Source organism: Cellulosilyticum sp., from assembly GCF_982396655.1.
The window spans coordinates 1-26,646 of sequence record NZ_CEVXFV010000054.1; the positions used below are offsets into that span (position 1 = coordinate 1).

The window sequence follows — 26,646 nt, forward strand, 5'->3', positions numbered from 1 at the left end:
ACACTCGGGACTTTCACCCGTTAGACTACGCCCATGCTGGGCACACCATAAAGAGGACATGAGCATTAATTCATGTCCTTTTTATATGTTAAATTTAAAGAGATATAACTAAAAATTTAGAATAAATAGTCTGAATGGATGTGATCTTGTATAATAGAATCAAATAAAGTGGGAATGGTTTATGAAAAACAATTCATTAGATGAACTATTTAAAGCCTGGCAGGGACTATGATTGCCTAAGTAAAGTGTATATCTATAGTTTAAGAGATTTTAAGCATAAAAATAGATATGAGACTTACGATATGATTCTTAAGGTATGTTATGGATTTGACTTGGATAGTATTTATGATGAAGTTGGTTTAATTGATAGACTTATTGCAGTATATTATAGTCATAATCATATTGAAAAAGTTATTGCAGTATATGTAGAAGAACAATTAAGTAAAAGATTAAATAATGTAGAGTGGGAAGCATTACTAGGTTCTAAAAAGACTTTTTTTGAATTTTTACAAAGAGAATGGGAAAGATTTGTAAGAGGCAGTGAGGCAAGTGCTACATGTATTAACTTTTATGCACCTGAGATAAGAAAGTATTTTTTAAATTTATTTAAAGAAGGCTTGTTACAGAGTGTACCAATAGGGCAGGCCTATACCCAGGCTAATTTAATGATTAAAGAGGGGACAAGTGCATATGCACAAGAAGGTCTAGAAGAAAAAATAGAAATTTTAGAGCGTAATATAGAAAATATCCTTGGAAATGAGTTGAATTACAAATCTATAATAGATTTAGGAATGTATAATGGGAATCTACAACATTTGATGAGTATCACTCCAGAAAATGACGACTATTTAATTGAGAAATGTAGCGGATTGAATAAGCTAAAGAAAAATATAGATAATGCATTAAGTAAGTGGGTAATGACAAATTATGATTTAGTACATAGTCTTTCATATGCAAAAGAACCTATAGTAGTACATAAGATATTAGACTATATTGATAACTATAAGGTTAGGCAACAAGATAAAAAAATAGTGCTTCTTGTAATGGATGGTATGAGTTTAGAAGACTATTATATGCTAAAAGGTTACATGAATAGTAAAAAGATTGAAATAGAAGAGAATGGTTGTTTTGCAATGCTCCCCACACTAACATCTATATCGCGTCAAGCTATTTTTTCTGGCTTAATGCCTATGTATTTCGAAGAGAGCATTTTTACAACAGCAAAAGAAGAAAAGCTATTTAAAAGCTTTTGGATTCAAAAAGGATATAGTGATAAAAGAATAGCCTATGTAGGAAATGTTAAATGCTTTGAAGAAATACCAATGGAACAAATTAAAGATAAGGATATAGTAGGAATAGTTGTAAAAACTATAGATGAAATGATGCATAAGGTGACATTTGGTAAAAAGCAAATGTATGAAAACCTAAAGTTTTGGCTAGAGCAGAAAACAAATATTACGGAGTTTGTTGATAAGGTTATAGAAATGGGATATGAGATTATTTTGACCGCAGATCATGGCAATACTGAAGCTAAGGGTGTGGGATCATCAAAGAGAAAAAGTATAGCTGTTACCAGTTCAGGACAGAGAGCTATTATACTGGAACAATTTCATGATACACCTATTTCGAACACTGTAGATTTTAAAACATATTCACTACCTAGCAAATACAAGTATAAATTATTTGAGGACAATTGCGCTGCAGTAAAGAAGAATACAATAGTTGTTACACATGGTGGAGCTAGTTTAGAAGAGCTTATTGTGCCGTTTATTCATATAAAGGAGAAAGTTTAGATGCAAAAGAAAATTGGTTTTGATAGAAATGTAAAAAAGGAGTGGCTTGATAGATGCGTGGAGCAGCTAATTGCCGGTGCAGATGTAAAAAATCTTAGAAGAAGCGTATTAGACCTTATTTCCCTAACTATTAGTAATGAAGATAACCAAAATAAGGCACTAGGAAATATTATGAATGCATGGGTAAATACGGATGAAAGTATAAAAGAATGTAGAGAAGATGCAATAGCAATTTTTCACGAGATAAAGGAATCTGAGAGATTAGCATTACATTATTGTATGTTAATGTTTGCATATCCAATTTTTAAAGATTACCTAAAAGCAGCAGCTAAAACCAATTTGATTGAAGGAAAAATTAGTGTTGGATATATAAGAGATAGAATATATGAATTATGGGGAGAACGTAGTACTATAAAATATGCTATCAATCGAATAACTAATACATTAATAGATTTTGAGATTATAGAAACAGCTGGTAAGTCAGGCGAATATACGGTTGTTAATAAATATTCTATAAAAAATATAAAGGTAAAAGAGATTATGCTGGAGTTGTATTTAAAATCCATCGAGAGATTATATATTCCATATATAGACATACCGTATATTTTAGAGTTTTTCTGTTTTGATTTTGATGTAACACTAGCTGAAATCTCTCAAATGAGTAGAATAAAGACTAATAATATAGGTGGGGAGATTGTAGTTACATTGTAAGCTGCAAATAAGTAGCAGGGGAAGCGTCAATTCAGGTACACCTATAAAAATACGCCGCAGAGTTAGTATTAATTTTACAGCGTATTCATATTATTACATGTAAATAGTGAATAGATTTAGATGTGTTTGCGTTCTTTTACAATGGACTAATTTTTATATATGTCCTATACTATTATCATAGTAAGTACTTAGATGTAGTAGAAAAGATAATTAAGTAGAGGGGAGAGGAATTGGATGTTTTTATTGGCACCACAACCTGAAGAAAATGTAATTATATTTAATACTATTGAGGAGAAAGTAGAAAAGTTATTTGAATGGGGACTTATTACAGAAAAGGCTAAAGAAAAGAAGAAATTGAAGAGCTTTAAATATTATAATCGAGATGTAGAAGGAGCTATTCAATGTGATGTAGTAGAGTATATTCCATGTTTAAATAAAATAGATGGAATAGGAACTGCGGTGATTTGTATAGGGGATTCACTTCATAAAATTATGCCATTATATCTAAAACAGATGCAGAAGAAGGGGTTTAATTTTAAGACAGATGTAGATGCTATGGAAACAAATGAATAAATTTATGTTAATATGATGTGAAGCTAGCTATATGGTTTCGCATCATTTTTTTATTTTAGATAGGATAGAAATATGATTAGATAATTAAGGGTTTTCATATGTTATACTATATAAAAGATATAGTAAAAGGAGAAGTTTAATGGGTGCAGATAAATTAATATTAGAGCAAATAGAAGAACAACATTATGGCAAACCTATTAATGCGATGACGGGTAATAATATGGCTCTTTATAATAGACTCAAGCAAAGCATTGCTAGAGCAGAAAAAATAGATATCATCGTTTCATTCCTCATGGAGTCAGGCGTCAAAATGCTTATCAAAGACCTCAAAGAAGCCATAGAGCGTGGGGCACATATTCGCATATTAACAGGAAACTATTTAAATATTACTCAGCCACAAGCTCTTTATTTATTGCGTGCTGAATTAGGAGATAAGATAGATCTTCGTTTTTACAATGTTCCTAATAAAAGCTTCCATCCTAAAGCGTATATTTTCCACTATCAAGTAGATGGTGAAATTTATGTAGGTTCATCAAATTTATCTAGAGGTGCACTTACAACTTCTATTGAATGGAATTATCGCTTTACGAAGTCGGCTCATGAAGAGGATTTCAATTATTTTTATAATACCTTTAGCGAGTTGTTTGAAGAACATGCTATAGAAATCACAGATGAGGTATTACGTAATTATTCTAAAGTATGGAAGCAACCCAAATTTGTAAGGCAAGCTATTGAAGAAGCAGAAGAAAAGCAAGAAGTTGCAGCTCTTTTTGAACCAAGAGGGGCACAGATTGAAGCTTTATATGCTTTAGAACAAAGTCGTGAGGAAGGCTTTGATAAGGGACTTGTAGTAGCAGCTACAGGGATAGGTAAAACTTATTTAGCAGCATTTGATTCTAGGGAGTATGAGCGTGTATTATTTGTGGCACATCGCGAGGAAATTATTAAGCAAGCAGCACAGAGCTTTAAAAATGTACGACCTGATAAAAGTGTCGGATTCTTTTATAATGAGCAAAAGCAAACGGATACGGATTTAGTTTTTGCATTAGTGCAGACATTAGGAAAAAAAGCATATTTAAATGAGACTTACTTTGCACCAGATGCTTTTGATTATATTGTTATTGATGAGTTTCATCATGCTGTAGCAGGTAATTATAAGGGGATTATTGATTACTTTAAACCTAAATTTTTACTAGGACTCACGGCTACGCCGGAACGTCTTGATAATAAGGATGTTTTTGCATTATGCGATTATAACAGTGTTTATGAAATTCGATTAAAAGAAGCTATTAATAAAGGCTGGCTTGTGCCATTTAGATATTATGGTATTTATGATGATACCGTTGATTATTCATCTGTACATATGCGAAATGGTAAGTATGATGAGAAAGAACTTGAACAAAGTTTAATGATTCATCAGCGTGCAGAATTAGTTTTTAAAAACTATATGAAATATCAACCTAAATGCGCTATGGGATTCTGTGCTTCTAAAGGTCATGCCGAATATATGGCAAAGTACTTTAAATCACAGGGTATACCAGCTGCAGCAGTTTATAGTGGTCCTCAAGGGGAACATACTGAGGAACGAAATGATGCGGTTAACAAATTAAAAAATGGTGAGTTAAAAATTATATTTTCAGTTGATATGTTTAATGAAGGAGTAGACGTACCATCTATTGATACAGTACTTTTCTTAAGGCCAACAGAGTCACCAACAGTATTTTTACAACAGTTAGGACGTGGTCTTAGAAAATTTAAAAACAAAGAATACCTTAATGTATTAGATTTTATTGGTAATTATAAGAAAGCTAATCTAATACCTTTCTTACTAAGTGGGAAAGATTATGATAGTAAGGCATTTGTAAAGGGGACGCCTATGGAGTTTGAGTATCCAGAAGAATGCTATATAGATTTTGATTTTAGATTAGTAGACTTATTTAAACAACAATCTGAGAATGAATTAAATGCAAAAGATAAAATATTAAAGGAATATCAAGATATTAAAGCACAACTAGGCCATAGGCCATCCCGTACTGAGCTGTTTTTATATATGGATGAAGAAATACTAGCAGCTATGAAAAAGATAAGCAAACTAAATGTTTTTAGAGATTATATGAAATTTTTATATGAAAACAAAGAACTGACAGATGAAGAAAATTTGCTCTATCATACAAGAGCCAGAGAATTCCTAAATACATTAGAAACAACGGGTATGTCTAAATCTTATAAGATGCCAATTTTACAAGCTTTCTATAACCAGGGTGATATTCGTATGGCAATTACAGAGGATGATGTATTTGAAGCCATGCAAGAATTTTATAGTCATGGTTCCAATGGCGTAGATATGCTCAAGGATAAAAAGTCATCTAATTATAAAACATGGACTAAAAAGGAATATGTTAAATTAGCAAATGATAATCCAATTAAATTCTTAAAGCAATCGGCGAGTGACTTCTTTAAAGAAAAAGAAGGATATGTCCTTGCCTTACCAGATGAAATGAAGGAATATAAAACTCTAGAAAGTTTTAAGAACCACTTTGCGGATATTATTGAATTAAGAGTTTTAAATTACTATAAAGATAGATTTGAAAAACAAGAAAAATAATAGGAGAAGGACCATGAATAACTATTACAATGAAAATGCCCAAGCCTTTTTTGAAGGTACAGCTTATGTAGATATGAGCGCTAATTACAAAGATTTCTTAGCAAACATTCCAAGGCATGGAAAAATCTTAGATGCCGGTTGCGGCTCAGGAAGAGATAGTCGTATGTTTATCGAATATGGTTATAAAGTAACGGCTATAGACGGTTCCATTGAAATGTGTAAACTAGCCAGCGAACATATGGGGCAAGATGTCATTCATATGCAATTTCAAGAAGTAGATTTTCCACCTATCTTTGACGGCATCTGGGCGTCAGCTACATTACTTCATGTCCCAAGTACAGAGATTGAAATGGTACTTGGTAAACTTAAAGCAAGTTTAAAAGAAGGAGGCGTTCTTTATGCTTCTTTTAAATATGGTGATTTTGAAGGTGAAAGAAATGGCCGCTACTTCTATGATTTAACGGAAGAGACTGCTAGAGAATTATTCACGAAAGTAGGTTTTAAAGTGGAGAAAATGTGGATAACTGGTGATGTGAGAGAAGGTCGTGGGGATGAAAAGTGGGTTAATATACTGGTAAGAAAATAAGAAGTTATATGATAAAAGTAAATAAAGAAATCCCTGAAGTTATTTAAAATCAGGGATTTTATTTTTTAAAGCCTATAGTTTTTTAAACCCTTTATCTTCTAACAATTCATTAACTTCATCAAGCGGTACGCCATGTTCCAAGCATACCATTAAAAAAGTTTCACGTTCACCAGCACCAAATAAAATATATCCAGCAGGTTCTAGTAATAGACCGGTTTCTATTACGTTGAGGTGCATAGCAAAGGCAAGCTTAATAATATAATCTTTACGAATAGAATTTTCGGGAAGTTTATTGTTCATAAGTTTATTGAGATAACTATAATCCACATTGGCTTCCTGAGCTAATTTTGCCATGGTAAAGTTTTTCTCTAACATTATATTTTTAAGAACATTACTAAAAGCATATTCATTTTTTTTAGCAGCTAAAACAGTTTCGATATCAGAGAGGATTTTTTCCTTATCTTGAAGGCTTAAATGCTTTTTAGACTGCTTTTTAGAAGGGGAAACGAGTTTATGGACCAAATCCATAGTCTTTGTAATACCTGGGGCAAGTAGTTCACATGCCACTCCCGATATACCAGTTACACCAATCGCCATACCACAGCCTCCTGCGGCTAGTCCATATTTTTTTATGTTAGTACTAAATGCATTACTTGTTTCAATATCATAACTTAGAGATGAGATCAAATCGGGTCTGTTTTTTAATGTCTGGAATTGATTTGAATCAGGCATATAAATAAAGCACTGAGTTTTAGTAAGTTCATTAACTTGTTCTTCAATTAGTTTAACAGTATATAAGTGCATAGGCGCCTCCGACAATATGGTTTGCTAGACTATATGAATTTTCTGAGATAATAATATAATTTAATTATAAATTCAATAGGGTATAAGTCAATGAGGAGGAAATTAATATGGTAATTACGAATGAGAAAGAATTAGGGACAGCACTTAAAGAAAATAGAAGCGTAATAGAATTAAAGGGGAGAATAAAAGACATTTATTTTGAAATCAAGGCTGTTGGTCCAGTAGCATGGGTGGTGGCTATAGGAGGAATAGGTGTTACAGTAGCAGGAATTATAGCGACCGGTGGGACAGGTGGAGCAGCCGCACCAGTTGCTGTACCTTTATCATTAGTAGCAGGTGGTGTGCCAGCGAGTATTTTAGGTGTAGGAGTGACTACTGCAGCTATAAGTATTGCGGTAGCAGCAGGTGGCGTGACAAACTTAAGTAAGTTAAGAGATTACAAGATTATTGAGCAGACAGCGGATACTATAGTTTTAAGTAAATACTAAGGGGGAGTATTGCATGACTATAATTCGTATGACTAAGAAATGTCGTAAATGTGGCAGACGTTTTAGCTATAATCCAAGTGCAGGAAGGATTATATGCCCCAGATGTAAGGCGATCAATTAAAAGATATTATATAAAAACCAAAAAGCTGAGCGTACTAAGTTTATAAAACATAGTGCGTTCAGCTTTTTATACGTTATAACATGCACTTGATTCCTTACAAGTAGAGATAACTGTAAAAAATATATGTGCTTTTTAAAAGAACAAAGGATTTAGAGGTTATTGAAAAAGCTGATTTAGAGTACATTTTTATAGACATAAGTTTTGAAAGCTTTGGAAAAGAAAGTTTCAAGGTTATTGTTTAGGAATTTATAAAAGTTACCCTATAAATGAATGAATGTGTTCTAATTAAATAATTAGAGAAAAAAGTTTAAATAAGAAAATGAAATATAGGTATGCCTCAAATCTAGCAAAATAGTTTTGAGACATGCCTATTTATTTTTATTAATATATTAGTGAAAGCATAAAATTAGTTATAATAAAAGTACAATAAAATAACCACAGAAGAATAGATACACAACATGAGAGCAATAGATTGGGAGATTATAAAACTAAACACAATGGTTGAACAGCCAAAAAGAAAAATATCACCACAGGAGCGTCGGAGGCTAAAAAAGAAAAAACAAAGAAAGAAGCGTATCAAAACAATTAAATGGTTCACAAGAAAGATTATAAAGTGGACGCTTATTTACATGGGTATAATTGCCCTTGGCATGAATGTGATGCCTGGGCTATATGATATGTATCTCAAGGCAAATGGGACTTTTACAATGTTGTCGCAAGAGGAAGCCGATGAACGCATCAAGCAGATTGAGGAGCTGATGCAGCTTAATGAGCTGTATTATGATAAGAAGAGTGAAAGTGCGGAAAGTCAGGGAAGGCTAGCCACTTATGATATAGAAAAGGATAAGTTAAGGATTTCAAATATAGGGTCATATAATTCAAGTGGTGGGATGTGCCTTGGATTTAGCATGTTTGAGAAATTTAATTATATGGATACATTAGAACCAAGTCTTATTACTGAAAAAATCGATGCCGATGAGCCTGTTGTGATAGGCATCAATAATATTAGAGATGGGCATGCCCTCATGGTCTATGCGTATGATTATGTGGCAGAAGATGTCCTTAAGATTTATGTATCGGATAGCAATTATACGATTTTAGATGAACAGTTAAAAGATGAAGAAAGGCTCAAGAATATTAAACAGTTTAATCAGGATGTGAAAGAAAATATTTATATTTTATGTGTGAAGGATAAAGAAACTGAACGCTGGGAGTTTATTTATAATCCTAAAATTAATCATAATTATACTTATGAAGGCGGATATAATTCTTATATACCAGATACAAGCATAGTGATTTATCAGTAAAAATTAATTTTTCCCCCTATGTAAATCCCCTCTAATTTTTGGCAAAACTAATGATATAATAAACCATAAAACACAGGAGATAAGGTATATTATTATGAGCATAATGAATCAAGAATTAACCAACCAACAAACTTTGCTGCAACAGCGCATAAAGTATTTTCTAGGAAAGAAAAATCAGGTTTTTCTCTGCATTATTGATTATAAGAAGACTCCTTTTGTCAGCTTTGGCACGAGTGATCTTAGGGAACCTTACGAAATGGAACGCGAGTTAAGGCGGGGCATTTACTTGAGAAAGTTAAAAAATGGCATTACCACTTATGTAACCCATGAAAAAGGAAAGTATTGTATTTTAGGTCATCATTTGCTTATGAAGGGGGAACGCATCATTGTAGCTTATAATCCAAAGCAGTGGAGTTTGCGCTCAAGGGATGAGGAGTTAGAAGAGTTATTTATAAGGGCGAGCATCAGCATTAAGGCCTTTAAAGACATTGTAGAAGAGGAATACGAGAAGGGAACTGCTACGTTGGAGCAAAAGAACGCATATATTCGAAATACAAATGTGGCACAGATGGAGATAGAGAAATTAGTGGACAAATATTGTTTTACGAATATATAAGAAATGCACCTTTTGATGTTTACATCAAGGTGCATTTTTAGTGCTGCTATTTTTTAAAGTAGATTACTGTATACTTCTTTATGGGTATAATATTATAAACAAATTTACAAACTTATAAAATATATTAATAAATTAAATTGATTTATGGTGAATATTTATGTAAAATGAAAAAATATAGAGAAACCAACTATAACTTTAAATTATGAAGCAAATGATTTAATGGACTACATTGATAAGGGAGAGATGAATATGGCGAACAATACTTCAAAAGGACGTGCAGTGAAAGGCAGTAAGTTTTGGGTGCAAACGATTATTAATTCATCCATGAGACTAGATTTAGAGGAGAAAATTGGTTTAGGCCCTATTACCTGGCTTTCACCGCTTAGAGCAGAAGGGTATACGGAGTATAAATTAAATCAAGAAAATATGCGAAGTCAACTAAAACTCACGAAGGAAGACCTTGCTTTCTGGCCACAAAATGAGCCACAATGGGATGCCATTGGTGTAGCAGGTGATACCATTATTTTAGTAGAAGCCAAGGCACACATAGAAGAAACAGTAACAAATATGAGTGCCACAAGCAATGAAAGCATTGCCCGTATTACAAAGGCAATGAAAGAAATATTTGATATTATGAATCACTTAGGAAATGGCAATTTCGAGAGCTGGGTACATAAATATTATCAGCTTGGCAATAGGCTGACTTTCCTGCAAAAGCTTAATCAAATGCCAAATAAAAAGGCAAAGTTAGTACTTTTAAATATTGTGGAGGACCCTACCTACAAATGTACTTCTATGGCAGAGTGGGAAACACATACGAAAGCCGTTTTTAATGAAATAACCGGAAGCCCAGAAACACCAGAACATGTCATTGTGGTAAACTTCCAAGTCTAATGCCAAGTCCGAAGAAGATAAAGAGGGTGCCACAAAATAATCCATTTAAGGCACCCTCTTTTATTTGATGATTATAAATAGCATATCATAGTGTCCTCAATCCAGTACCAATACTCGCTTTCAGGGCTTAACTTTTCATATTCTTTCATCTTCAAATACAAATCTACCCCATCAGCAGGATCATGCCAAATATCTGTAAAGACGACGTCATAATGTGCGGTCGCAAAATATTTCTTAGCGTAAATGAAGGCGTCCTCGTGGATGATATGGATTTTTTCTGGATGTGCAAACTGAGGCAATATATATTGTTTAAAGAGTTTAATGACGTTTTCATCCTTTTCTACAATAGTAACGGTTGCAACGTTTTCTTTTTCTGAAACCATATAAGCATAATAACCAAGTCCAAGGCCGAAGGTCAGTACTTTGCCATGGGCTGCAGCAATTGGTGCTTTCATTGTTTCAATTTCATTTGGGGTAATGAGCATCCACTCCCTATTATTTTCAAATACTGCTGGATATGAAAAGTCTTTCTCAAAAAATCCAATCTGTGGGATAATACGTCCATCTGCCAGTTGTTTTAAATCATTATAAACGAATGCCTCATATGGCTTATATTTTTCATGCTTAAACTCCCATCTGCCTATTTGGGCATTAGGAATTTTAATGTTTTTATAATAAAGATTGTCTGCGTATTCCTGTAAATCAAGGGGTGCCAACATTTCTTCAAAGTAGTTATAATACAGCGCCTTATCTTCCGCATTTTCTTCAAGGTCAAGGCCTAAAGCTTGTGCCAGAACCAAGCTAAAGGCTTCCTTGGTAGTTAGGCCGCATTCATGAACTAATTCATTAATAATGCTTTCTTCAATAAAGTCTGAATGTAAGTTGAGATAAAGACTAAGCTTTTGAAGAATGAGTGCATTAAACTTTTTGATTTCATTAGGTGATAACATTGTTTTACCTCTTTCATCCTTAGTATATTTTTATTATACCCCTAGTAGGCAAGCGGTGTGGGGCTGTCTGAAAGTGGAAGTTTGTGTCAAAATCCTGTATAATAGAGGGCGTGTGATATATAGAATAAAGAGTCAATAAGGGAGCACAACATGAAGATAAATAAATTTTATAAGAAGCTAAGTCTTGTCGGACTTGTTTTAGCTTTAACGTTTCTTCCGGGATGTAATAGCACAACTGCTTTCCAAGAGGGAACAGGTACAACAGCTGAAAGCACGACAACAAACAAAGACCAAAGTTTAAAAGATGGACAAATTCAAAATGCAACAGGCACAAAGCAAGAGGTAGCTGCCAAAGAATCGCAAATTCATTTCATTGATACAGGAAATTCAGATGCGATTTTAATTATCAATGATGGAGAAGCCATGCTCATTGATGGTGGTGACAATGATGATGAAGATTTCCTTGTAAAATATCTCAATGATAATGGGGTAACAGAATTAGAATATCTCATTGCGACACATCCACATGCAGACCATGTAGGCGGATTAGATGCGATTGTTTCTAACCTCCATGTAAACACAATTTTTGTAGCGAATGGGGATGCAGATACAAAGACTTATAGAGATTTCATTAATGCAGCTATGGACAAAGGGTTAACACCTAGCGTACCTTTAGAAGATAGTCAGTTCCCATTAGGAAGTGCATATTTTAAGGTAATGAATACAAATGGCGGCAATGATGCCAACAACCAATCGTTAGTTGTAGAATATGTTAATGGTGAAGACAAAGTCCTTCTCATGGGTGATGCAGAAAAAGAAGTAGAGGAAGAAATTTTATCTAAATTAGAGCAAGTTGATTTACTAAAGGTAGGCCATCATGGTTCAAGAACAAGTACATCAGAAGCTTTCTTAGAAAAGGTTAATCCAACATATGCAGTTATTACTTGTGGGACTGGCAATAGTTATGGACATCCACATCAAGAAACACTTGATAAACTTCAAGGTATAGAGATACATAGAACAGATGAATGTGGTAGCATTATTTTCAAATCAACAGGACATGGTATCACAACAGACTGTGAAAATGGCGATCTTACACCAGGTGTAGAAGAAATAAAAGATGATAAATCAGAAGATGATATAAATAATGAAAATAGTCCAGCATCAAGTAGCAATCAAGCATCACATGATGTAACTGATGAAGAAAAACAAACACAATCAGTAAACGATGGTACAGCAGATACAGAAATCGTATATTGGACACCAAAAGGGAAAAGTTATCACAAGACAGATAAATGCTCAGCTCTCGTAAAGAGCAAAACAATTTTAAGCGGTACAATTAGTGAAAGTGGCAAGATAGACCCATGCGACCGCTGCTATAAATAATATTTTTTACATTACAAAAGGCTTATGAAACTAGCAGAAATGGCTAGCCTCATAAGCCTTGTTATGATTATAGAAAATATTTTAATTTGCTGTTACAGTAGCTAAGGCAGCACTATTGCTATTACATAAAGCAACATATTCATCATAACTGATTTCGGCTGCACCAGCAAATTCAATAGATTGCTCTACACTAAATGAGATGGCAATATCCCCAGTTGAAAGGAGTGCATCCACAGTAGTGAGCTGATATTTCATAAGATAATATTTATTTTGTGGCGTTGGGTTTGATAAATTAAGAGAGACTGATTTAGTGATTTCTTGTGAATCAGTAGTGATAAGTTCGTTAATAGTAGTTGAACTAAAGCCCTGACTAAAAGCAAATTTCAAGAAATTCTCAGACACAGCATTAAGAGATACTAATTTGTCAAAGAGAGAAAGTGCAGCAGAATAATTTTCTTTATGCTGTAATTCTGTATTAAATTGAGTTGAACTTTGTTTGGTAACACTATTTTTATAACATGAGGTTTTAGTTAGTTTTTCTGTATGATTATAAGAATAGCTGCCATTAGGAGGAAGTGTTAAAATATATTGTTTATAATCTTTAATGCCAGTTGTATAAAGACAGTCGTTATGAATAATATCAGATGAAGTATATGTATGAGTCTTCTCATTATCAATCCACTCATTAATATCAAAGTGAGCTGAATAAGGGATACCTTCTCTTTTTACTTCAATATAAGAAAGAAGCCAGTCAGCACCCGCATAACGCATATCACTTCTAAGAGAGATTTTATATATATTTCCTACATCCGTTAGTCTAATAGAGCATTTATCAGTATCATTTCGCTCAAATGCATTACCACTTAGATAGCCGTTGAGACGGACTTCATTAGTTTGTCCACATTCACCGTGTAAGATTATAAAGATATTAGAATCCGTACCTGCTTTTGCTTGATCAGCTGTTTTAATAGTAAAATAATATTTAGTAGTTGCCATAAAAGAACCTCCCTGAATATAAGATATTTATTTGATTTAGATGCCTTATCTATTTCATGAATTTAGTATAACTATTTATGAGGACAGTGAGTGCAAAATCGAATAACAGGCGAAAATTCCCTATGAAAAGTTTAAAATCGCGCTTAAGTGGGAACGTAGACGAATGAGAAGCACAAAGAGCCGGTTATAATATTAAAAAATCATAGGAAAAAGTGAGGAAAAGGGCAGATGATACATTATTATGATGAGAACGCACAAACTTTTTTTAATGATACTGAGAATCTAGATAGAAGTATGCACTATGAAGACTTCTTATCGTTAATTCCCATAGGTGGCAAAATCTTGGATGCCAGTTGTACTGCAGGGCAAGATAGCGTGATTTTCATGAATCGGGGCTATGAAGTAGTCGCCATGGATGGGGCCATCGAGATGTGTAAATTAGCAGGAGAATATATGGGAGAAGAAGTAGACCATATGCAATTTCAAGAAGTAGACTTCGCCCCTATATTTGATGGGATTTGGGCAGCTGCTTCCCTCATGCATGTCCCTAGTTATGAAATACAAAGGGTCCTAAAAAAACTAAAAAAGGGCCTAAGCCCAAATGGTATTCTATACGCTTCCTTCAAATACAGCGATTTCGAAGGCCAAAGAAACGGTCGCTACTTCTTAGACCTTACCCCAAAAAAAGCCCATCCCATTTTCACCCAATCAGGCTTCGATACCCTAAAAATGTGGTCCACCGAAGAACCCCGCCAAACCAATTTTCCCGAAAAATGGCTCAACATCCTAGCCAAACCCAATTAATGTATGGGATTCATTTCTATTTCATTCCCATGTGATATCTTTAGCTTATTAAACACTAGGAGGAATCTAAATGAAAGTATTTTTATGAACGACACTTGCAATCCTTATCGTTTATTTATTTGTAAGAAGTGTGTCTGTGGAAATTTTCTTAGAGAATGGCCCTTCTTATGCAGAGAAGGATTTATCCTTAATAACCCATGAACATGAAATGTTTTCCGATAAATTTTATGAAGAAATATTCCTTCAAACAGGATTAGGTAGGTCAGCAGTAGATAAACTCTACGCAGATAACAATACAAATCAATTTGACATATACCAAAGACACTTATTTCGTACAAATAGAATCATAAAATCAAGGAAAATAAGTCCTATTACTTATGAAGAATATATGGTAAATGCGCAAGATAAGCAAATTAAACACCCAGAGTTAGTTGATATTCAGGAAGGAGATATACTAATCTCTTTAAACACGCATTCACTAGGATGGCGACACGGTCACGCAGGCATTGTCACAGATGCCGAAAAAAAATTAACATTAGAAGCAATTAGTTTAGGCCAGAATACTGCCTTCCAACCTATATCCAAATGGCTCAACTATCCATCAGTTATTCAGTTAAGATTAAAAGACAATCATCCCATCCATAAAGTCGTCGCATACGCTAAAAGCAAACTATATGATATACCATACGGCTTATTGAGTGGCCTTTTTGATAAATTAAAGACATCCCTGACCACCCAATGCGCACATTTAGTATGGTCAGCATATAAACATCTCAATATCGATCTAAATTCCGACGGCGGATGGCTAGTAACCCCCATAGATATCCTAAAAAGCACGCATCTAGAAATCGTACAAATCCTAGGAATATCCCCCACCCTCTTCACCCATCCCGTCATTTTATCTTAACTTCCACCCAAGGGAGGTCAAAGGAAAATCAAAAGGAAATCAAAGGAAATCAAAGGAAAATCAAAGGAAAATCAAAGGAAAATACCCCCACACATCATTTAAACGTCTAAGTAGGGTTCCACCTCAAAGTGCAATCCCACTGCAGCCGTACTCCCCCTTACATTGGTGGGTGTGGATAAGTGAGCATTATAATTTTATCTTGACTTCGACCAAAGGGAGGTCAAAGGAAAATTATAATACTCACTTATCCACACTTCCACACCCATAACCTCAAAAACGGCTGCCAGCACTTTCAGTGTGGCAGCCCTAACTTTTTTTCATAGACATACCCCAAAAATATAGCATCCCTTATTTTTTTCTCAATAAAAGAAGTAGGCGAGATAGTCTGCAAAACTATTTGATTTTTTAATATCACTTCATGCTCTGAGAAAAATGCAATCGCATTAAAATGAACATAGCCATATGTATAAGACGGGCTTGGCATATAAGGGGGTTGGCGAAACTTAATAGGGATAAAGATGCACTGTTTATTAAATAATAAAGGAAGATTACACTTTGCATGAAGGACGTCACAACTCCAATTATGTATGGCTTCATAGTTTAGCATAGCTTCAAAATAAAGCTGAAGAATATATTTAGCCACATTAGGTTTCACATATTTTTGAGTGCCATCATGATACAAGACACAAGCATGTGTATTTTTTTCTTCATTATAAAAAGGAAAGAAGGCATCTATATCTAAATAATTCATTTCATCATCTCCTCAATCATATGGGCCTCCTCTTTCCACATAAATTCATATTTTTTCTTAATATCTAAATAGGCATAAGTAAGGAGTTTAGCATCTACTATTTTCTTCTCAATATACTTAATAGAAGAAAGGGTAGGTAAGCTGACTTGGCTTTTTAAAATCACCTCTTTGTTTGAGTAATGCGCTATGGAACCTAAATTAACATAGCCATAAACGACTGAAATTCTATTATTTTCACCTTCAATGGCAAATTTAATAGGGATGAAGACATTAAGATTATCAATAATAAGTGGCAAAAGGTGCTTTGAACCAGTCACTTTGGAGCTCCATAAACGAATAGAACGCTCATCTAAACCGGTGTCATAAAGTAAATGAGGAATAAACTGTCTGATACTGTAATGAGAGTATTGCTTGGTGCCGTTCGTAAGTAAAATACAAGTTTGTGCAGGGCCTTCTTTTTTGTAAATCGGGAAAAACGCATCGATTTCAAAATACTTCATAGTTTCATCTCCTTAATAATATAGAACGTGTGTTCGGTTGTGTAAGACAAGTATAACCCAATAGGTAGAATATTACAATAAAATTATTTCAAATTTTTAGAAATTTTAATAGAACGAGTAGATAAATGTGTTAAAATAAAGGAAAAGCGTTAAGCGATAAAGGTTTAAAAATATAAAGGTAAATATATAAATACAATAGTAAAGGAGACAAATATGGATTTATTAACGAAAGTAAGAGAACAATTTAAAAAAGACCGCTTTGCCACAGAAGCGACGGGCATTACTATTGAGGCAGTAGACGAAAATTATGCCAAATGCCAACTAATCGTAGAAGAAAAGCACATGAATGCTGCTGGCAGTGTAATGGGTGGGGCATTATTCACTTTAGCTGACTTTACCTTTGCTGTAGCTGCCAATGTGGGAGGCGTGCTTACTGTTTCGGTAACAAGCCAGATTACGTATTTAAATCCAGCCAAAGGTAAGGTGCTCACAGCCGAAACGCACTGCGAAAAGGCAGGACGACGTACCTGTTCATTTACGATTCATATTACGGATGAATATGATACCCAAGTTGCAAATGTAGTCATTACGGGTATGCGCGTTGGATAAGATATAGTCATGTATGTAGGAAGCACAACTTCTATCATACATAAGGAGGTTGTGCTTTATGATTTTAGCAACGCTGATGTGTAGGTCGCGTAGAAAATACGAGGAACTTTATTGAATGATCATTGCCCTTTAAAATATTTAAACTAAAGATATCAAAGGTATTTCTTGAGGCATTACTCATGCTGTTAAAAAGCACATAGTGTTCAAAGAAGATGTAAGTACCTAACTGTCCTGAAATCAAAATAGGATTACCATTAAAGTTATAACAGATATTGTTATAGCTAATAGAGAGTAGTTGATCACAAGATTTAAGAGGTAAACTTGCAACTTCATGATGAGGTGGATTGACATAGTTGATATGGCTAGAGCGGATAGTAGCGAGTGAATGACATTCTTTAGGATCAGGGATAATGACGCCAAATGCGAAACCTTGTCTACTACCATCTACAGTAGCCATAGCAATTAGTCGTGATGGGCATTGTGTTAGGAAAGCATTAGAAGAAATATTGTTGTTAGTAGCTGCAGTACCCGTTTCGGTAACTGTCTTTGTACCCACGCCAGTTACAATAGGTGCACCAGAAGCAAAACTACTAAGAGCAGGTATTTCTTCAACGAGTTCCCAAGGACTACCATCTGTTGTGACAGACCAAGTTTCAGCAGAAGAGTTAGGGATTTCTCTTGTGACGCCACTATCAGCAGCAACTAAAAAGAAGTCGGGGACTTCTTCGCCACGGAAATTCGTTACTGAAATATCCCGTAGTACGATTGTAATTGTAATCTCATTGCCACTTGGCGGTGTAGTAGGCATATAAAGTGCAACATGACCAGGAATACCCGTATAGGCAGTTTTACCAAATGGCGCACAAGGTGTTGTGGGGATTGTAAAACCTTCAAACTTAACCTGTGCTGCTGCAGTAGGATTACCTTGAACAGACAAAGATAAATCAAATGAAATGAAATAGCCACCAGCAATAGCATTTGTCACAGTCGTTGAAGCAGAATGTTGTGTGAGAGAAAGCAATGTGCCAAAGTCAATCCAGCCAATAAGAGGTGCCAAGACCCCTTTGCTATTAGTAGCAGCATATTGAACTTGTAACATAAGGAACCTCCTTCTAAATAAATTTATCTACTATATAATATTCAAAAGGTCTATAATAGTCCCATCATTTTGTAGAATTACGTAATGATGACTGAAATTAACCACTCAGGTGGAAAATTTGCATCTTAGATAAAAAAATCATACATTTTGAGCAGGAGAATATAATTAAATTAGATAGAGAAAAACACAATAGACGTGTTATAAGAAAGGATGGATTGATGATGGAAAAAGCAGTTACATTATTTATAACAATGTGTCTTATACTTGTAACACCCATTACAGTAACCGCACATACAACAAATGAATATGCAATATCCACTACATCCGAAACAAGTCCCGTTAATAAAAATGAAACATATGATATAAGTGGTCATATAAAAGATAAAAAAGGAAAGGCACTAGCAGGCACATTTGTAATTCCATCGCAAAATGGAGAGCTCATTGGAGCAGGTACCTATACAGACGAAAATGGTACATACGTTTTAAAAGAGCTCAAAACTGGAAAATATCATTTAATCGTGGTAACGATACCAATCAAAAAAGATACCTACAGCCAGGCTCAAGGCGCTACAGAGATTCAAGAAATTACAGTGAAAAATAAAGATATGGACGCAATAGATATTGTCGTGACACTTTAGAAAAGAATATTTTAAATAACGACTAAAGCGAGTCATAAAATAATATAAGCAGCATATAGTATAGAGAAACAATAAGAAGTTGAAAGACAATGGATAAATAAAAGACCAAAGTTATGAGATTAGAAGTATGAGATTAGAAAAAGGTCATGAGATTGCAAATATGTAAGAATATACAATGAATGTCACATAAGGTAGAAAGTTTTAACTAGAAGACAATTTATATGAATATATGACAGCAAAGATATAAAAATTTAAAATGAATAAATCACAACGATAAAAGGCCATCTGTGAATATCACAAATGGCTTTTATTTTTTCACTTTTTCCTCAAAGTTATTCACATTCTTGGGATAACTCATGTGATTTCTGTGGAAAACACAAAAATTAACATTTTTAATCTGTGGATAACGTTGGCGAAAAATGTTTAAAAATGTGTATAACCTATAAATTATAAAATGAACGTGAAAAAAGATTATACACATATTACTGTGGAATAACTGTGTATAATGTGGATAAGTTCATTTTATAGCTTTATGCGATGTGGATAAATGTAAAAATCCACTCGAATAAAAGCGGAATATAATTCCCCTTTAATTGTGCCCAGATTTGTAATTATAATGCAGCATAAATGAATATACAAGTAAAATATTTAATATAGAGTATAAATTTGCATAACTAATAGGGGTATGGCCAAAGGAAATAGGAAAAAAATCTTATGAATTGTAGCATTTATGCTATAATTTAGCTGTATATAGAAGTAACAGTAACAGGCAAATAGTTATAAAATGGGAGGGACTATGAAGCGGAATTTATACCTGGAACTAAACCAGGAAGTCAAAGTGGAGGGAGTAAACTACATTGTAGAAGGCTGGATAGAATTTTCGGCGCAGTCAGATGGGTGTAGTTGGAGAGAGTACAAGATTCGGAGGAAACAAGGGAAACAGTACAAATGGCTAAGTATAGATGAAAATTATGAAGAGTATGCTGTTTATGAGATGACACATAATACTTCTTTATTAGAACAGGCTGTTTTAGAAAGAGATGGCTATAAAAAGGTAGACTCCGGAAAAGCTAGTGTGCTAGATTATGCAGGCAAAGTAGATGTGGCAAGAGGAGAACGTGTAAGTTTTGCCGAATATGAGGATAGTACAGAAGAAAAAATCCGTGCCATAGAGCATTGGAAAGATGAAACGGAATATTCAACAGGTTATTACTTAGATGAAGATGAAATTGTACCTTTAGAAAGGCGTGCATATACGACTTATAATGATGAAAATCAGAAAAGCAACAGTAGAAATAGTAGTGCTAATTATAGGACGTATAGGAAAAGCAAGCAGGGTGTGTCTAGTTTTAATATGATGGGGATATTTATTATATTAGCTGTGATAATTGCTAGTATTACGGCTTTAACATCTACGAAGACTATAAGCAAGTATTTACAAGGTTCAGCTAATTTTATATATGTAACCTCCATTACAAGTGATATTAATGCGCAGCAAAAAGCAGATGTGTATAAAACTTCTTTAAGTGTCCAAAGTGCAGCAGAAGCAATCTTAAGTCAGGTTGCTAAGCATGTTACCAATGTAGATGAAAATGCAGAAGGGGGCACGGTAGCAATTTTAACTAAAAAAGAGTATGCCTTGGTTTATACCAGTGAAGAAGGTGAAACCTTGGTACAGGTAAGCAATAGGGCGTATGCATATAGTAGTAGAAATGAGCCTTATCATAGCAGGGCAAATACCTCTTTGTACTATCGCCACTACTATTATGATAAGGGGTACATGAGTGATAGTAAGCGCTATAAAAATGCTACAAGTGGCTATGAAGATTATACAGATAGCGGTGTAGAAGTAAATACATCTAATCATTATAAAACTTATACCAATACCATTAGGCAACAAAGCACAGCCTCTAGAAGTTCTTCAGGTGGCGGTACAAGTTCAGGAAAATAAAAAATTGGAGAATAGATTATTAGGAGGAAAAGAAGATGTGGGATGTTTTAGTAACAGTAATTTACTCGGCAGTAGGTCTATTACTTATGATAGTAGGCAATTTTTTAATCGATTTAGCGATTCCTTGTGATTTTCCAGAGGAAATCAAAAAACGTAATACAGCAGTGGGTTACATTATGGCAGGTGCCTCCATTAGCATTGGTTTAATTGTAAGAAGTGCAGTCATGTCACCAGGCGTGGAAGTAATTGAGCAAACATTAATGGGTGGTGTAGTGAGTACCGTGCTTTATTCTGCACTAGGTATTATATTATGTATTTTAGGTTACTTAGGATTAGTTGTTTTTAATCGTAAATATGATCTAAACAAAGAAATTGGTGAAGGAAATGGTGCAGCAGGACTTATGGTGATGGGAATGTTCATTGGGCTTGCACTTATTATTAGCGGTGTTATTTACTAAGTGAAAAACGAGGAAGAGAAATGTTAGAAGAAGAAAAACAGTTTAGTGCGAAGCTTTTAATGCTAACCACATTAATTATATCGGGATGTTCGATTATATATGAGGTTTTGATTAGTTCAGTAAGTTCTTATTTGGTGGGGGATAGTATTAAGCAGTTTTCCATTACAATTGGCTTATATATGAGTGCGATGGGCCTGGGCTCTTACTTATCCAAGTACATTAAGAAGAACTTATTTGATTTCTTTGTAAGTGTAGAGATTGGGGTTGGAATTTTCGGTGGGTTAAGTGCTCTTACATTATTTATGTCCTATGTAAAAATCGAAAATTATAATCTAGTCATGTACATACAAATAATATTAATAGGAATTTTAGTTGGTTTAGAGATTCCGCTTTTAACACGTATTATAGAAGAAAATAATCCTAATTTAAGGGTGACTTTATCTACTTTGTTTAGTTTTGATTATATAGGTGGGCTTATTGGTTCTGTAGCCTTTCCATTAATCCCTTTACCTGAGATGGGTTATTTTGCAACATCATTTTTAACTGGATGTTTAAATATATTGGTAGCCTTTATTATTGTATGGCAATACAAACGTTATATAGTGAAGTATAACTTTTTTAAAATGGTAAGTATATTATCGTTTATTGTTTTATTACTAGGTGCGGTTTTCTCAGAAAATCTAGCAAAAAATGTGGAGGGCAATCTATATAGAGACAGGGTGGTTTATTCTCAGCAAACACCTTATCAAAATATTGTAGTAACGAAACATAAGGATGATTTGAGACTTTTTATAGATGGCAATTTGCAGTTTAGTACAGCTGATGAATATCGCTATCACGAAAGCCTAGTACATATTCCTATGTTAGCTGCGCCCAATAAGCAAAGGATACTTGTCTTAGGCGGCGGAGATGGCTTGGCAGTTAGAGAAATTTTAAAGTATGACGAGGTAGAAAATATCGTTATGGTAGATTTAGACCCTGAAATCGTAGAACTATGCCGCAGTCATGAAGCAATTCGAACTGTCAATGAAGGGGCTTTAGATAGCGAGAAGCTAAGGATAGTAAATGAAGATGCTTATAAATACTTAGAAGAAACAGATGAGCTTTTTGATGTTGTTATTATAGACTTACCTGATCCAAATAATGAAAGTTTAAATAAGCTCTATAGCAATGTTTTTTATAGACTTGTAAAGAATCATCTAGCACCAGAGGCAGTTATGAGCATTCAATCTACGAGTCCTTATTATGCACCTAAAGCTTTTTGGTGTATTAATAAGACTTTAGAAGCAGAAGGATTAAACGTAATGCCTTATCATGCACAAGTACCTACTTTTGGGGATTGGGGATTTCAATTAGCATCAAATGACAAAATAAATATAGAACAAATAAAAACTAACTTTAGTCAAAATAACTTAGTGACACGTTTTTTAAATCTCGATACAATAGAAAGATTATTTGTTTTTAGTGAAGATGAAAGGGTGGATAAATCTTCCTTAGAGATTAATAGCCTACTTACCCCTAAGCTTTTAACATATTATTTAGATGCTGTCAAAGAATGGCGATAGTTTTATATTGCATAACACGTAGAAAATGGTATCATTAATAAAGTAGCATTGAGGTACAAGTAGAGGAAGTATAAGGGGGCACCGGTATGTCGATTGCAGCGATGATACAATATGTGTACACTACACTAATGGTGGCATTACCAGTGTTCATAGTAATAGCCATCTTGCGCGTGATTTATCTAGAAAAGAAAAATAGAACCCACCATTTAACTTGGAGAAGAGAGCTGGGTGTACATTGTTTCATTATGTATATGGTGAGTCTATATGAGATTACAGCAATTAGGTTTGGGCTAGGCTTAAGCATGGAAAACATGATGATGCGTCAAACGCGTGTTAGTTTAGAACCAATGGTTGTTTTATTGAAGTGGTTAAAAAAGGGGATTTGGTGGCACCTCTTTTATAATGTAGTAGGTAATTGTGTATGGTTTATACCTATGGGGATTTTGGTACCAGCACTTTTTAAAAAGCAAAGGAAGCTTTGGAAAGTCACTATGATTGGGGCATTTGTGTCGTCATCTATTGAAATATTGCAGTACATACTTTGTACAGGTGTAACGGATATTGATGATGTGATTTTTAATACATTGGGTACGATTATTGGTTATTGTATTTGGAAGGTATTAAAAAAATTATTTAAGATAAAATAAAGTCAATCTAAAGAAGTTATTGCATAGAGGAATCCAGAAGATGCAAGAGGCTTCTTTTTTTTTATAGCCGTTACTTTTAATCATAACATTGTGAATTTGGGACAAACTAAGTAAGTAAATGTTATGTATTGAAAGTAGGTTCTAAGATGCACAAAGTATGGCTGGTTTTTAAACAAGATTTCAAGAATATCTTTACTAATGGCATTACATTTATCATGATTATTTTACTACTTATAATACCAGCTATATTTGCCGGTTTTACAATTAAAGCAAATGGAATGCCTATTAATAGTAGTAGCAATGTAAAGGTTGCATTAGTAAATAAAGATATAGGTGGCATAGTCAATAATACGGTAGTAAATGTAGGGGATAAAATTACCAGATTAATTAAACAAGATACAAAGATTGATTGGCAAATTACATCTTATGATGATGCATTAAGAGGTTTACTAGTAGGTAAATTTTATGGGATGTTAGTGATTCCACCAGAGTTCACCGAGGGAATAGCAACCCTTACAACGGATACACCAGTACTGCCTAAAATATCCTATATCATGAATAATAAAGAAAGTGTCTTTACCCCCACGTTTACAGAGACAAGCAGTACAAAGCTTCAAATATATGTAGTCCATGGTATTACTTATGCAATTAATGAAGCGACAAGGAGTGTACTAGGAAAATTAGACATAGACTTTACAATTAATAGTACAGAACTCAAAGGCACAGTAAACGCTTTTTTAGATTTGGACGAAAAAAGGGAATTTTATATAGAAAGACTTAAGGAGTATCGGGAATTAGTGGGAGGTGTCATGATTTCTCTCTCCAACTTAAGAGATGAATTACCTGATTTAAATCAAAATATAGATAGGATAGAAAGTTTAGGTGCAAAGGCGGAACGCTTTATAGCCATAGTGGATGAAATGGAGAAAGCGTATGCTGAGACAACAAATAAGAGTCTATTATTACAAATTGATAAGACAAAAGAACTTATTTCTGAAATTCAGGAGTTAACGACTTACATTAAAGAAGAGATTCCACAGCTGCAAGATATGATTAAAGACTCTGATGAAATGGTCACCCAGGCATATGGTACTTTTAATAAGGTAGATAGTAGCATTATGGATATCACAAGAGATTTACATGGATTAGAGTATAAATTAGGATTTCTAGCTGAGAATAATGACATTAATAAACTAATTTATATAGTAGAAAATGATCCGCAGTTACTCAAAGAATATATTGCAGCACCAGTATTATTAGAAAGGCAAGATATTAAGACGCTTCCCAATTATAGTTCAGATTTAGCACCATTTAATATAACTATTGCTATGTGGGCTGGAACAGTACTTTTGGTAACCATGTTGTCTACAAAGTTTCAAGTGCCACAATCTAAGGAAGAGAATACATCACAGGAGCAGATTAATGATATATCTGTTCTTCAAGAGTATTTTGGAAAAGGGCTATTTTTTATAGTTTTAAGCTGCATTCAAGATATTATTGTCGTAATAGCTATTAAGCAAGTATTAGGTATATATATTGCCAATTTAGGTTTGTTTTTTGGACTAGCGATTATTGGAAGTATTACATTTACAGCCATTATATATACGTTAGTAAGTGTGCTTGGCAATGTTGGAAAGGTAATTATCTATTTGCTGTCTATATTACAATTCTTCTTCTTAGGCGGCGTATTTCCAACACAGATTGCCCCACCAGTATTCCAGCATATTAATAATGTATTGCCATTTATATATGTTATAGGAAGCCTTCGTGAAGTACAAATAGGTATCATTACAAGCAATTTATTGAAAAGTAGCGTGATTTTGCTAAGCTTTACAATATGGGCGATTCTCTGCGGCATGATAGGAAGAACTTTTTTGTGGCCAGGCATAGAAAAACTTAGACTTATAGTAAGGGCATCTCACTTAGTAAAGCAAGATTATTAAATAAAAAGCAATGGATATGCTACTTACAATTTCAAGTAGGCATATCCATTATGATAGCTTTTAGTATTTCATTATTGTAGTTTTAGTATTTTGTTATGATAGCTTTTAGTAATTTATTATTAAGTTTTTTAGTATTCTGTTAATGTAAGTGGTATGTATTTAAGGTCTTCAATGTTTTCTGCATAAGTTGCCTCATCTCCACTAATACTAATAGAGTAGAAGGTATTATCTGTTTGTGCATAGACGAAATAAGCTTTATTAGTTGTATTCTCATCTACTTTGACAGTAAGTTCATAAGCTTTAGCAGCAATAAGGTTATCCGCTTCGATATTCACAAGTTCAGTAGCTTCTGCTAATGATAAAAGTTTAGGGATTCCTTGTTCTTCATAAAGCTTAATGAAGGCATCAAGATCTTCACCTTCCATATCTTCTGCTACAGTAGAAATAGGATAGTAGTCTACCATAGCTGTTAATGAGCGTGAATCATCCATGTCCACGACTAATATATCTGTATTAACTGTATCTTGAATCCAGTGTGCTGGTAAATCAATAGAGTAAAGTCCATTTTTGATTGTAAATGTTTTGAGCTCAACATCAGTAGGAAGTGCAGGTGTTTCTGTCTTGATTGTAGTACCTGCAGAATCTGAAGTTGTAGTTGTATTACCGTTATCTAAAGTTGTTTGGCCGCAGCCTACTGCTGAAAGTGCAAGAGTACCCATAAGCAAGCTAAATAATACCGTCTTAAATTTTTTCATTTTAAAGCTCCTTCTAAAAAAGAATTATTGCATGAATTTAAGTTTATTTTATATGAAAAGTATAAAACATACAATGAAAAATAAAATATTTTATTATGTACAAAATCTATTGTAAATAATATGTATGTAATTTGTATAGAGAAACCAGCTAAAAATGTGAAATATACATCTAGATAAATAGGTTTCTCG

26 protein-coding genes are annotated in these 26,646 nt (G+C 33.9%); 19 read left to right on the plus strand and 7 right to left on the minus strand.

Annotated elements, in window-relative coordinates:
* Positions 1-200 precede the first annotated feature (200 nt).
* The 5 genes from pglZ (at position 201) to AC1VAQ_RS17170 (ending at position 6,268) form a co-directional block, all read left to right on the plus strand.
* Positions 201-1,793: a BREX-3 system phosphatase PglZ gene (gene pglZ, locus AC1VAQ_RS17150; protein ID WP_479904259.1), complete on the plus strand. Its 1,593-nt coding sequence runs from the start codon at positions 201-203 to the stop codon at positions 1,791-1,793.
* Positions 1,794-2,504 (plus strand): hypothetical protein, encoded by a 711-nt coding sequence (locus AC1VAQ_RS17155; RefSeq protein ID WP_479904260.1) that lies wholly within the window; start codon positions 1,794-1,796, stop codon positions 2,502-2,504.
* A gap of 234 nt (positions 2,505-2,738) precedes the next feature.
* Complete coding sequence (locus AC1VAQ_RS17160) at positions 2,739-3,077, plus strand: hypothetical protein (RefSeq protein ID WP_479904261.1); 339 nt, start codon at positions 2,739-2,741, stop codon at positions 3,075-3,077.
* A 139-nt stretch (positions 3,078-3,216) separates the two neighbouring features.
* Positions 3,217-5,682 (plus strand): DEAD/DEAH box helicase family protein, encoded by a 2,466-nt coding sequence (locus AC1VAQ_RS17165; protein WP_479904262.1) that lies wholly within the window; start codon positions 3,217-3,219, stop codon positions 5,680-5,682.
* Between the two features lie 13 nt (positions 5,683-5,695).
* Complete coding sequence (locus AC1VAQ_RS17170) at positions 5,696-6,268, plus strand: class I SAM-dependent methyltransferase (protein ID WP_479904263.1); 573 nt, start codon at positions 5,696-5,698, stop codon at positions 6,266-6,268.
* A 72-nt stretch (positions 6,269-6,340) separates the two neighbouring features.
* Here the strand turns inward: AC1VAQ_RS17170 and AC1VAQ_RS17175 are convergent, their stop codons facing one another.
* Positions 6,341-7,072 (minus strand): helix-turn-helix domain-containing protein, encoded by a 732-nt coding sequence (locus tag AC1VAQ_RS17175; protein ID WP_479904264.1) that lies wholly within the window; start codon positions 7,070-7,072, stop codon positions 6,341-6,343.
* A gap of 107 nt (positions 7,073-7,179) precedes the next feature.
* On the opposite strand from AC1VAQ_RS17175, the gene AC1VAQ_RS17180 reads away from it, so the two are divergent.
* The 4 genes from AC1VAQ_RS17180 (at position 7,180) to AC1VAQ_RS17195 (ending at position 10,498) form a co-directional block, all read left to right on the plus strand.
* Positions 7,180-7,560: a hypothetical protein gene (locus AC1VAQ_RS17180; protein ID WP_302595601.1), complete on the plus strand. Its 381-nt coding sequence runs from the start codon at positions 7,180-7,182 to the stop codon at positions 7,558-7,560.
* 579 nt (positions 7,561-8,139) lie between these two features.
* Positions 8,140-8,988 (plus strand): hypothetical protein, encoded by an 849-nt coding sequence (locus AC1VAQ_RS17185; RefSeq protein WP_302595600.1) that lies wholly within the window; start codon positions 8,140-8,142, stop codon positions 8,986-8,988.
* Between the two features lie 103 nt (positions 8,989-9,091).
* Positions 9,092-9,604: a hypothetical protein gene (locus AC1VAQ_RS17190; protein ID WP_479904265.1), complete on the plus strand. Its 513-nt coding sequence runs from the start codon at positions 9,092-9,094 to the stop codon at positions 9,602-9,604.
* Between the two features lie 249 nt (positions 9,605-9,853).
* Positions 9,854-10,498 (plus strand): hypothetical protein, encoded by a 645-nt coding sequence (locus AC1VAQ_RS17195; protein ID WP_479904266.1) that lies wholly within the window; start codon positions 9,854-9,856, stop codon positions 10,496-10,498.
* Positions 10,499-10,569: 71 nt separating this feature from the next.
* On the opposite strand, the gene AC1VAQ_RS17200 is transcribed toward AC1VAQ_RS17195, so the two are convergent.
* On the minus strand, positions 10,570-11,448 hold the full coding sequence (locus AC1VAQ_RS17200; RefSeq protein WP_302595595.1) for a spermine/spermidine synthase domain-containing protein: 879 nt from the start codon (positions 11,446-11,448) through the stop codon (positions 10,570-10,572).
* A 150-nt stretch (positions 11,449-11,598) separates the two neighbouring features.
* Here AC1VAQ_RS17200 and AC1VAQ_RS17205 point away from each other — a divergent pair, with 150 nt between their 5' ends.
* A complete protein-coding gene (locus AC1VAQ_RS17205; RefSeq protein ID WP_479904267.1) occupies positions 11,599-12,834 on the plus strand; it encodes a ComEC/Rec2 family competence protein in 1,236 nt (411 codons plus the stop codon).
* Positions 12,835-12,915: 81 nt separating this feature from the next.
* Here AC1VAQ_RS17205 and AC1VAQ_RS17210 read toward each other — a convergent pair whose 3' ends face one another.
* Entirely contained in the window at positions 12,916-13,830 is a 915-nt protein-coding gene (locus tag AC1VAQ_RS17210) for a PLAT/LH2 domain-containing protein (RefSeq protein WP_302595593.1), read from the minus strand.
* Between the two features lie 228 nt (positions 13,831-14,058).
* On the opposite strand from AC1VAQ_RS17210, the gene AC1VAQ_RS17215 reads away from it, so the two are divergent.
* Together AC1VAQ_RS17215 and AC1VAQ_RS17220 are read left to right on the plus strand one after the other, a co-directional pair.
* A complete protein-coding gene (locus AC1VAQ_RS17215; RefSeq protein WP_302595592.1) occupies positions 14,059-14,634 on the plus strand; it encodes a class I SAM-dependent methyltransferase in 576 nt (191 codons plus the stop codon).
* Between the two features lie 136 nt (positions 14,635-14,770).
* The gene (locus AC1VAQ_RS17220) at positions 14,771-15,541 is read left to right on the plus strand and encodes a hypothetical protein (protein ID WP_302595591.1); all 771 of its coding nucleotides are present in this window, start codon (positions 14,771-14,773) and stop codon (positions 15,539-15,541) included.
* A 292-nt stretch (positions 15,542-15,833) separates the two neighbouring features.
* On the opposite strand, the gene AC1VAQ_RS17225 is transcribed toward AC1VAQ_RS17220, so the two are convergent.
* Both AC1VAQ_RS17225 and AC1VAQ_RS17230 read right to left on the minus strand, forming a co-directional pair.
* Positions 15,834-16,292, minus strand: coding sequence for a hypothetical protein (locus tag AC1VAQ_RS17225; protein ID WP_303244293.1), 459 nt, complete (start codon positions 16,290-16,292; stop codon positions 15,834-15,836).
* Positions 16,289-16,792, minus strand: coding sequence for a hypothetical protein (locus tag AC1VAQ_RS17230; RefSeq protein WP_303244292.1), 504 nt, complete (start codon positions 16,790-16,792; stop codon positions 16,289-16,291). The genes AC1VAQ_RS17225 and AC1VAQ_RS17230 overlap by 4 nt, the downstream gene beginning before the upstream one ends.
* A gap of 213 nt (positions 16,793-17,005) precedes the next feature.
* Between AC1VAQ_RS17230 and AC1VAQ_RS17235 the strand changes: the two genes are divergently transcribed.
* Positions 17,006-17,401: a PaaI family thioesterase gene (locus tag AC1VAQ_RS17235; RefSeq protein WP_302600120.1), complete on the plus strand. Its 396-nt coding sequence runs from the start codon at positions 17,006-17,008 to the stop codon at positions 17,399-17,401.
* A 64-nt stretch (positions 17,402-17,465) separates the two neighbouring features.
* On the opposite strand, the gene AC1VAQ_RS17240 is transcribed toward AC1VAQ_RS17235, so the two are convergent.
* On the minus strand, positions 17,466-18,500 hold the full coding sequence (locus tag AC1VAQ_RS17240) for a CshA/CshB family fibrillar adhesin-related protein (protein ID WP_479904268.1): 1,035 nt from the start codon (positions 18,498-18,500) through the stop codon (positions 17,466-17,468).
* 221 nt (positions 18,501-18,721) lie between these two features.
* Between AC1VAQ_RS17240 and AC1VAQ_RS17245 the strand changes: the two genes are divergently transcribed.
* The 6 genes from AC1VAQ_RS17245 (at position 18,722) to AC1VAQ_RS17270 (ending at position 25,702) form a co-directional block, all read left to right on the plus strand.
* Positions 18,722-19,138 (plus strand): carboxypeptidase-like regulatory domain-containing protein, encoded by a 417-nt coding sequence (locus tag AC1VAQ_RS17245; protein ID WP_302600118.1) that lies wholly within the window; start codon positions 18,722-18,724, stop codon positions 19,136-19,138.
* 796 nt (positions 19,139-19,934) lie between these two features.
* Positions 19,935-21,089 (plus strand): DUF4178 domain-containing protein, encoded by a 1,155-nt coding sequence (locus AC1VAQ_RS17250; RefSeq protein WP_479904269.1) that lies wholly within the window; start codon positions 19,935-19,937, stop codon positions 21,087-21,089.
* A gap of 35 nt (positions 21,090-21,124) precedes the next feature.
* Positions 21,125-21,547 carry a DUF350 domain-containing protein gene (locus tag AC1VAQ_RS17255; protein WP_302600116.1) on the plus strand — a complete coding sequence of 141 codons (423 nt, stop codon included), beginning with the start codon at positions 21,125-21,127 and terminating at the stop codon, positions 21,545-21,547.
* A 20-nt stretch (positions 21,548-21,567) separates the two neighbouring features.
* Complete coding sequence (locus AC1VAQ_RS17260; protein WP_479904270.1) at positions 21,568-23,112, plus strand: polyamine aminopropyltransferase; 1,545 nt, start codon at positions 21,568-21,570, stop codon at positions 23,110-23,112.
* An 86-nt stretch (positions 23,113-23,198) separates the two neighbouring features.
* Entirely contained in the window at positions 23,199-23,759 is a 561-nt protein-coding gene (locus AC1VAQ_RS17265) for a VanZ family protein (RefSeq protein WP_302600114.1), read from the plus strand.
* A gap of 146 nt (positions 23,760-23,905) precedes the next feature.
* Positions 23,906-25,702 carry a YhgE/Pip domain-containing protein gene (locus tag AC1VAQ_RS17270; protein WP_302600113.1) on the plus strand — a complete coding sequence of 599 codons (1,797 nt, stop codon included), beginning with the start codon at positions 23,906-23,908 and terminating at the stop codon, positions 25,700-25,702.
* 128 nt (positions 25,703-25,830) lie between these two features.
* On the opposite strand, the gene AC1VAQ_RS17275 is transcribed toward AC1VAQ_RS17270, so the two are convergent.
* Positions 25,831-26,457, minus strand: a complete 627-nt coding sequence (locus AC1VAQ_RS17275; protein ID WP_302600112.1) for a hypothetical protein — start codon at positions 26,455-26,457, stop codon at positions 25,831-25,833.
* Between the last annotated feature and the right edge of the window lie 189 nt (positions 26,458-26,646).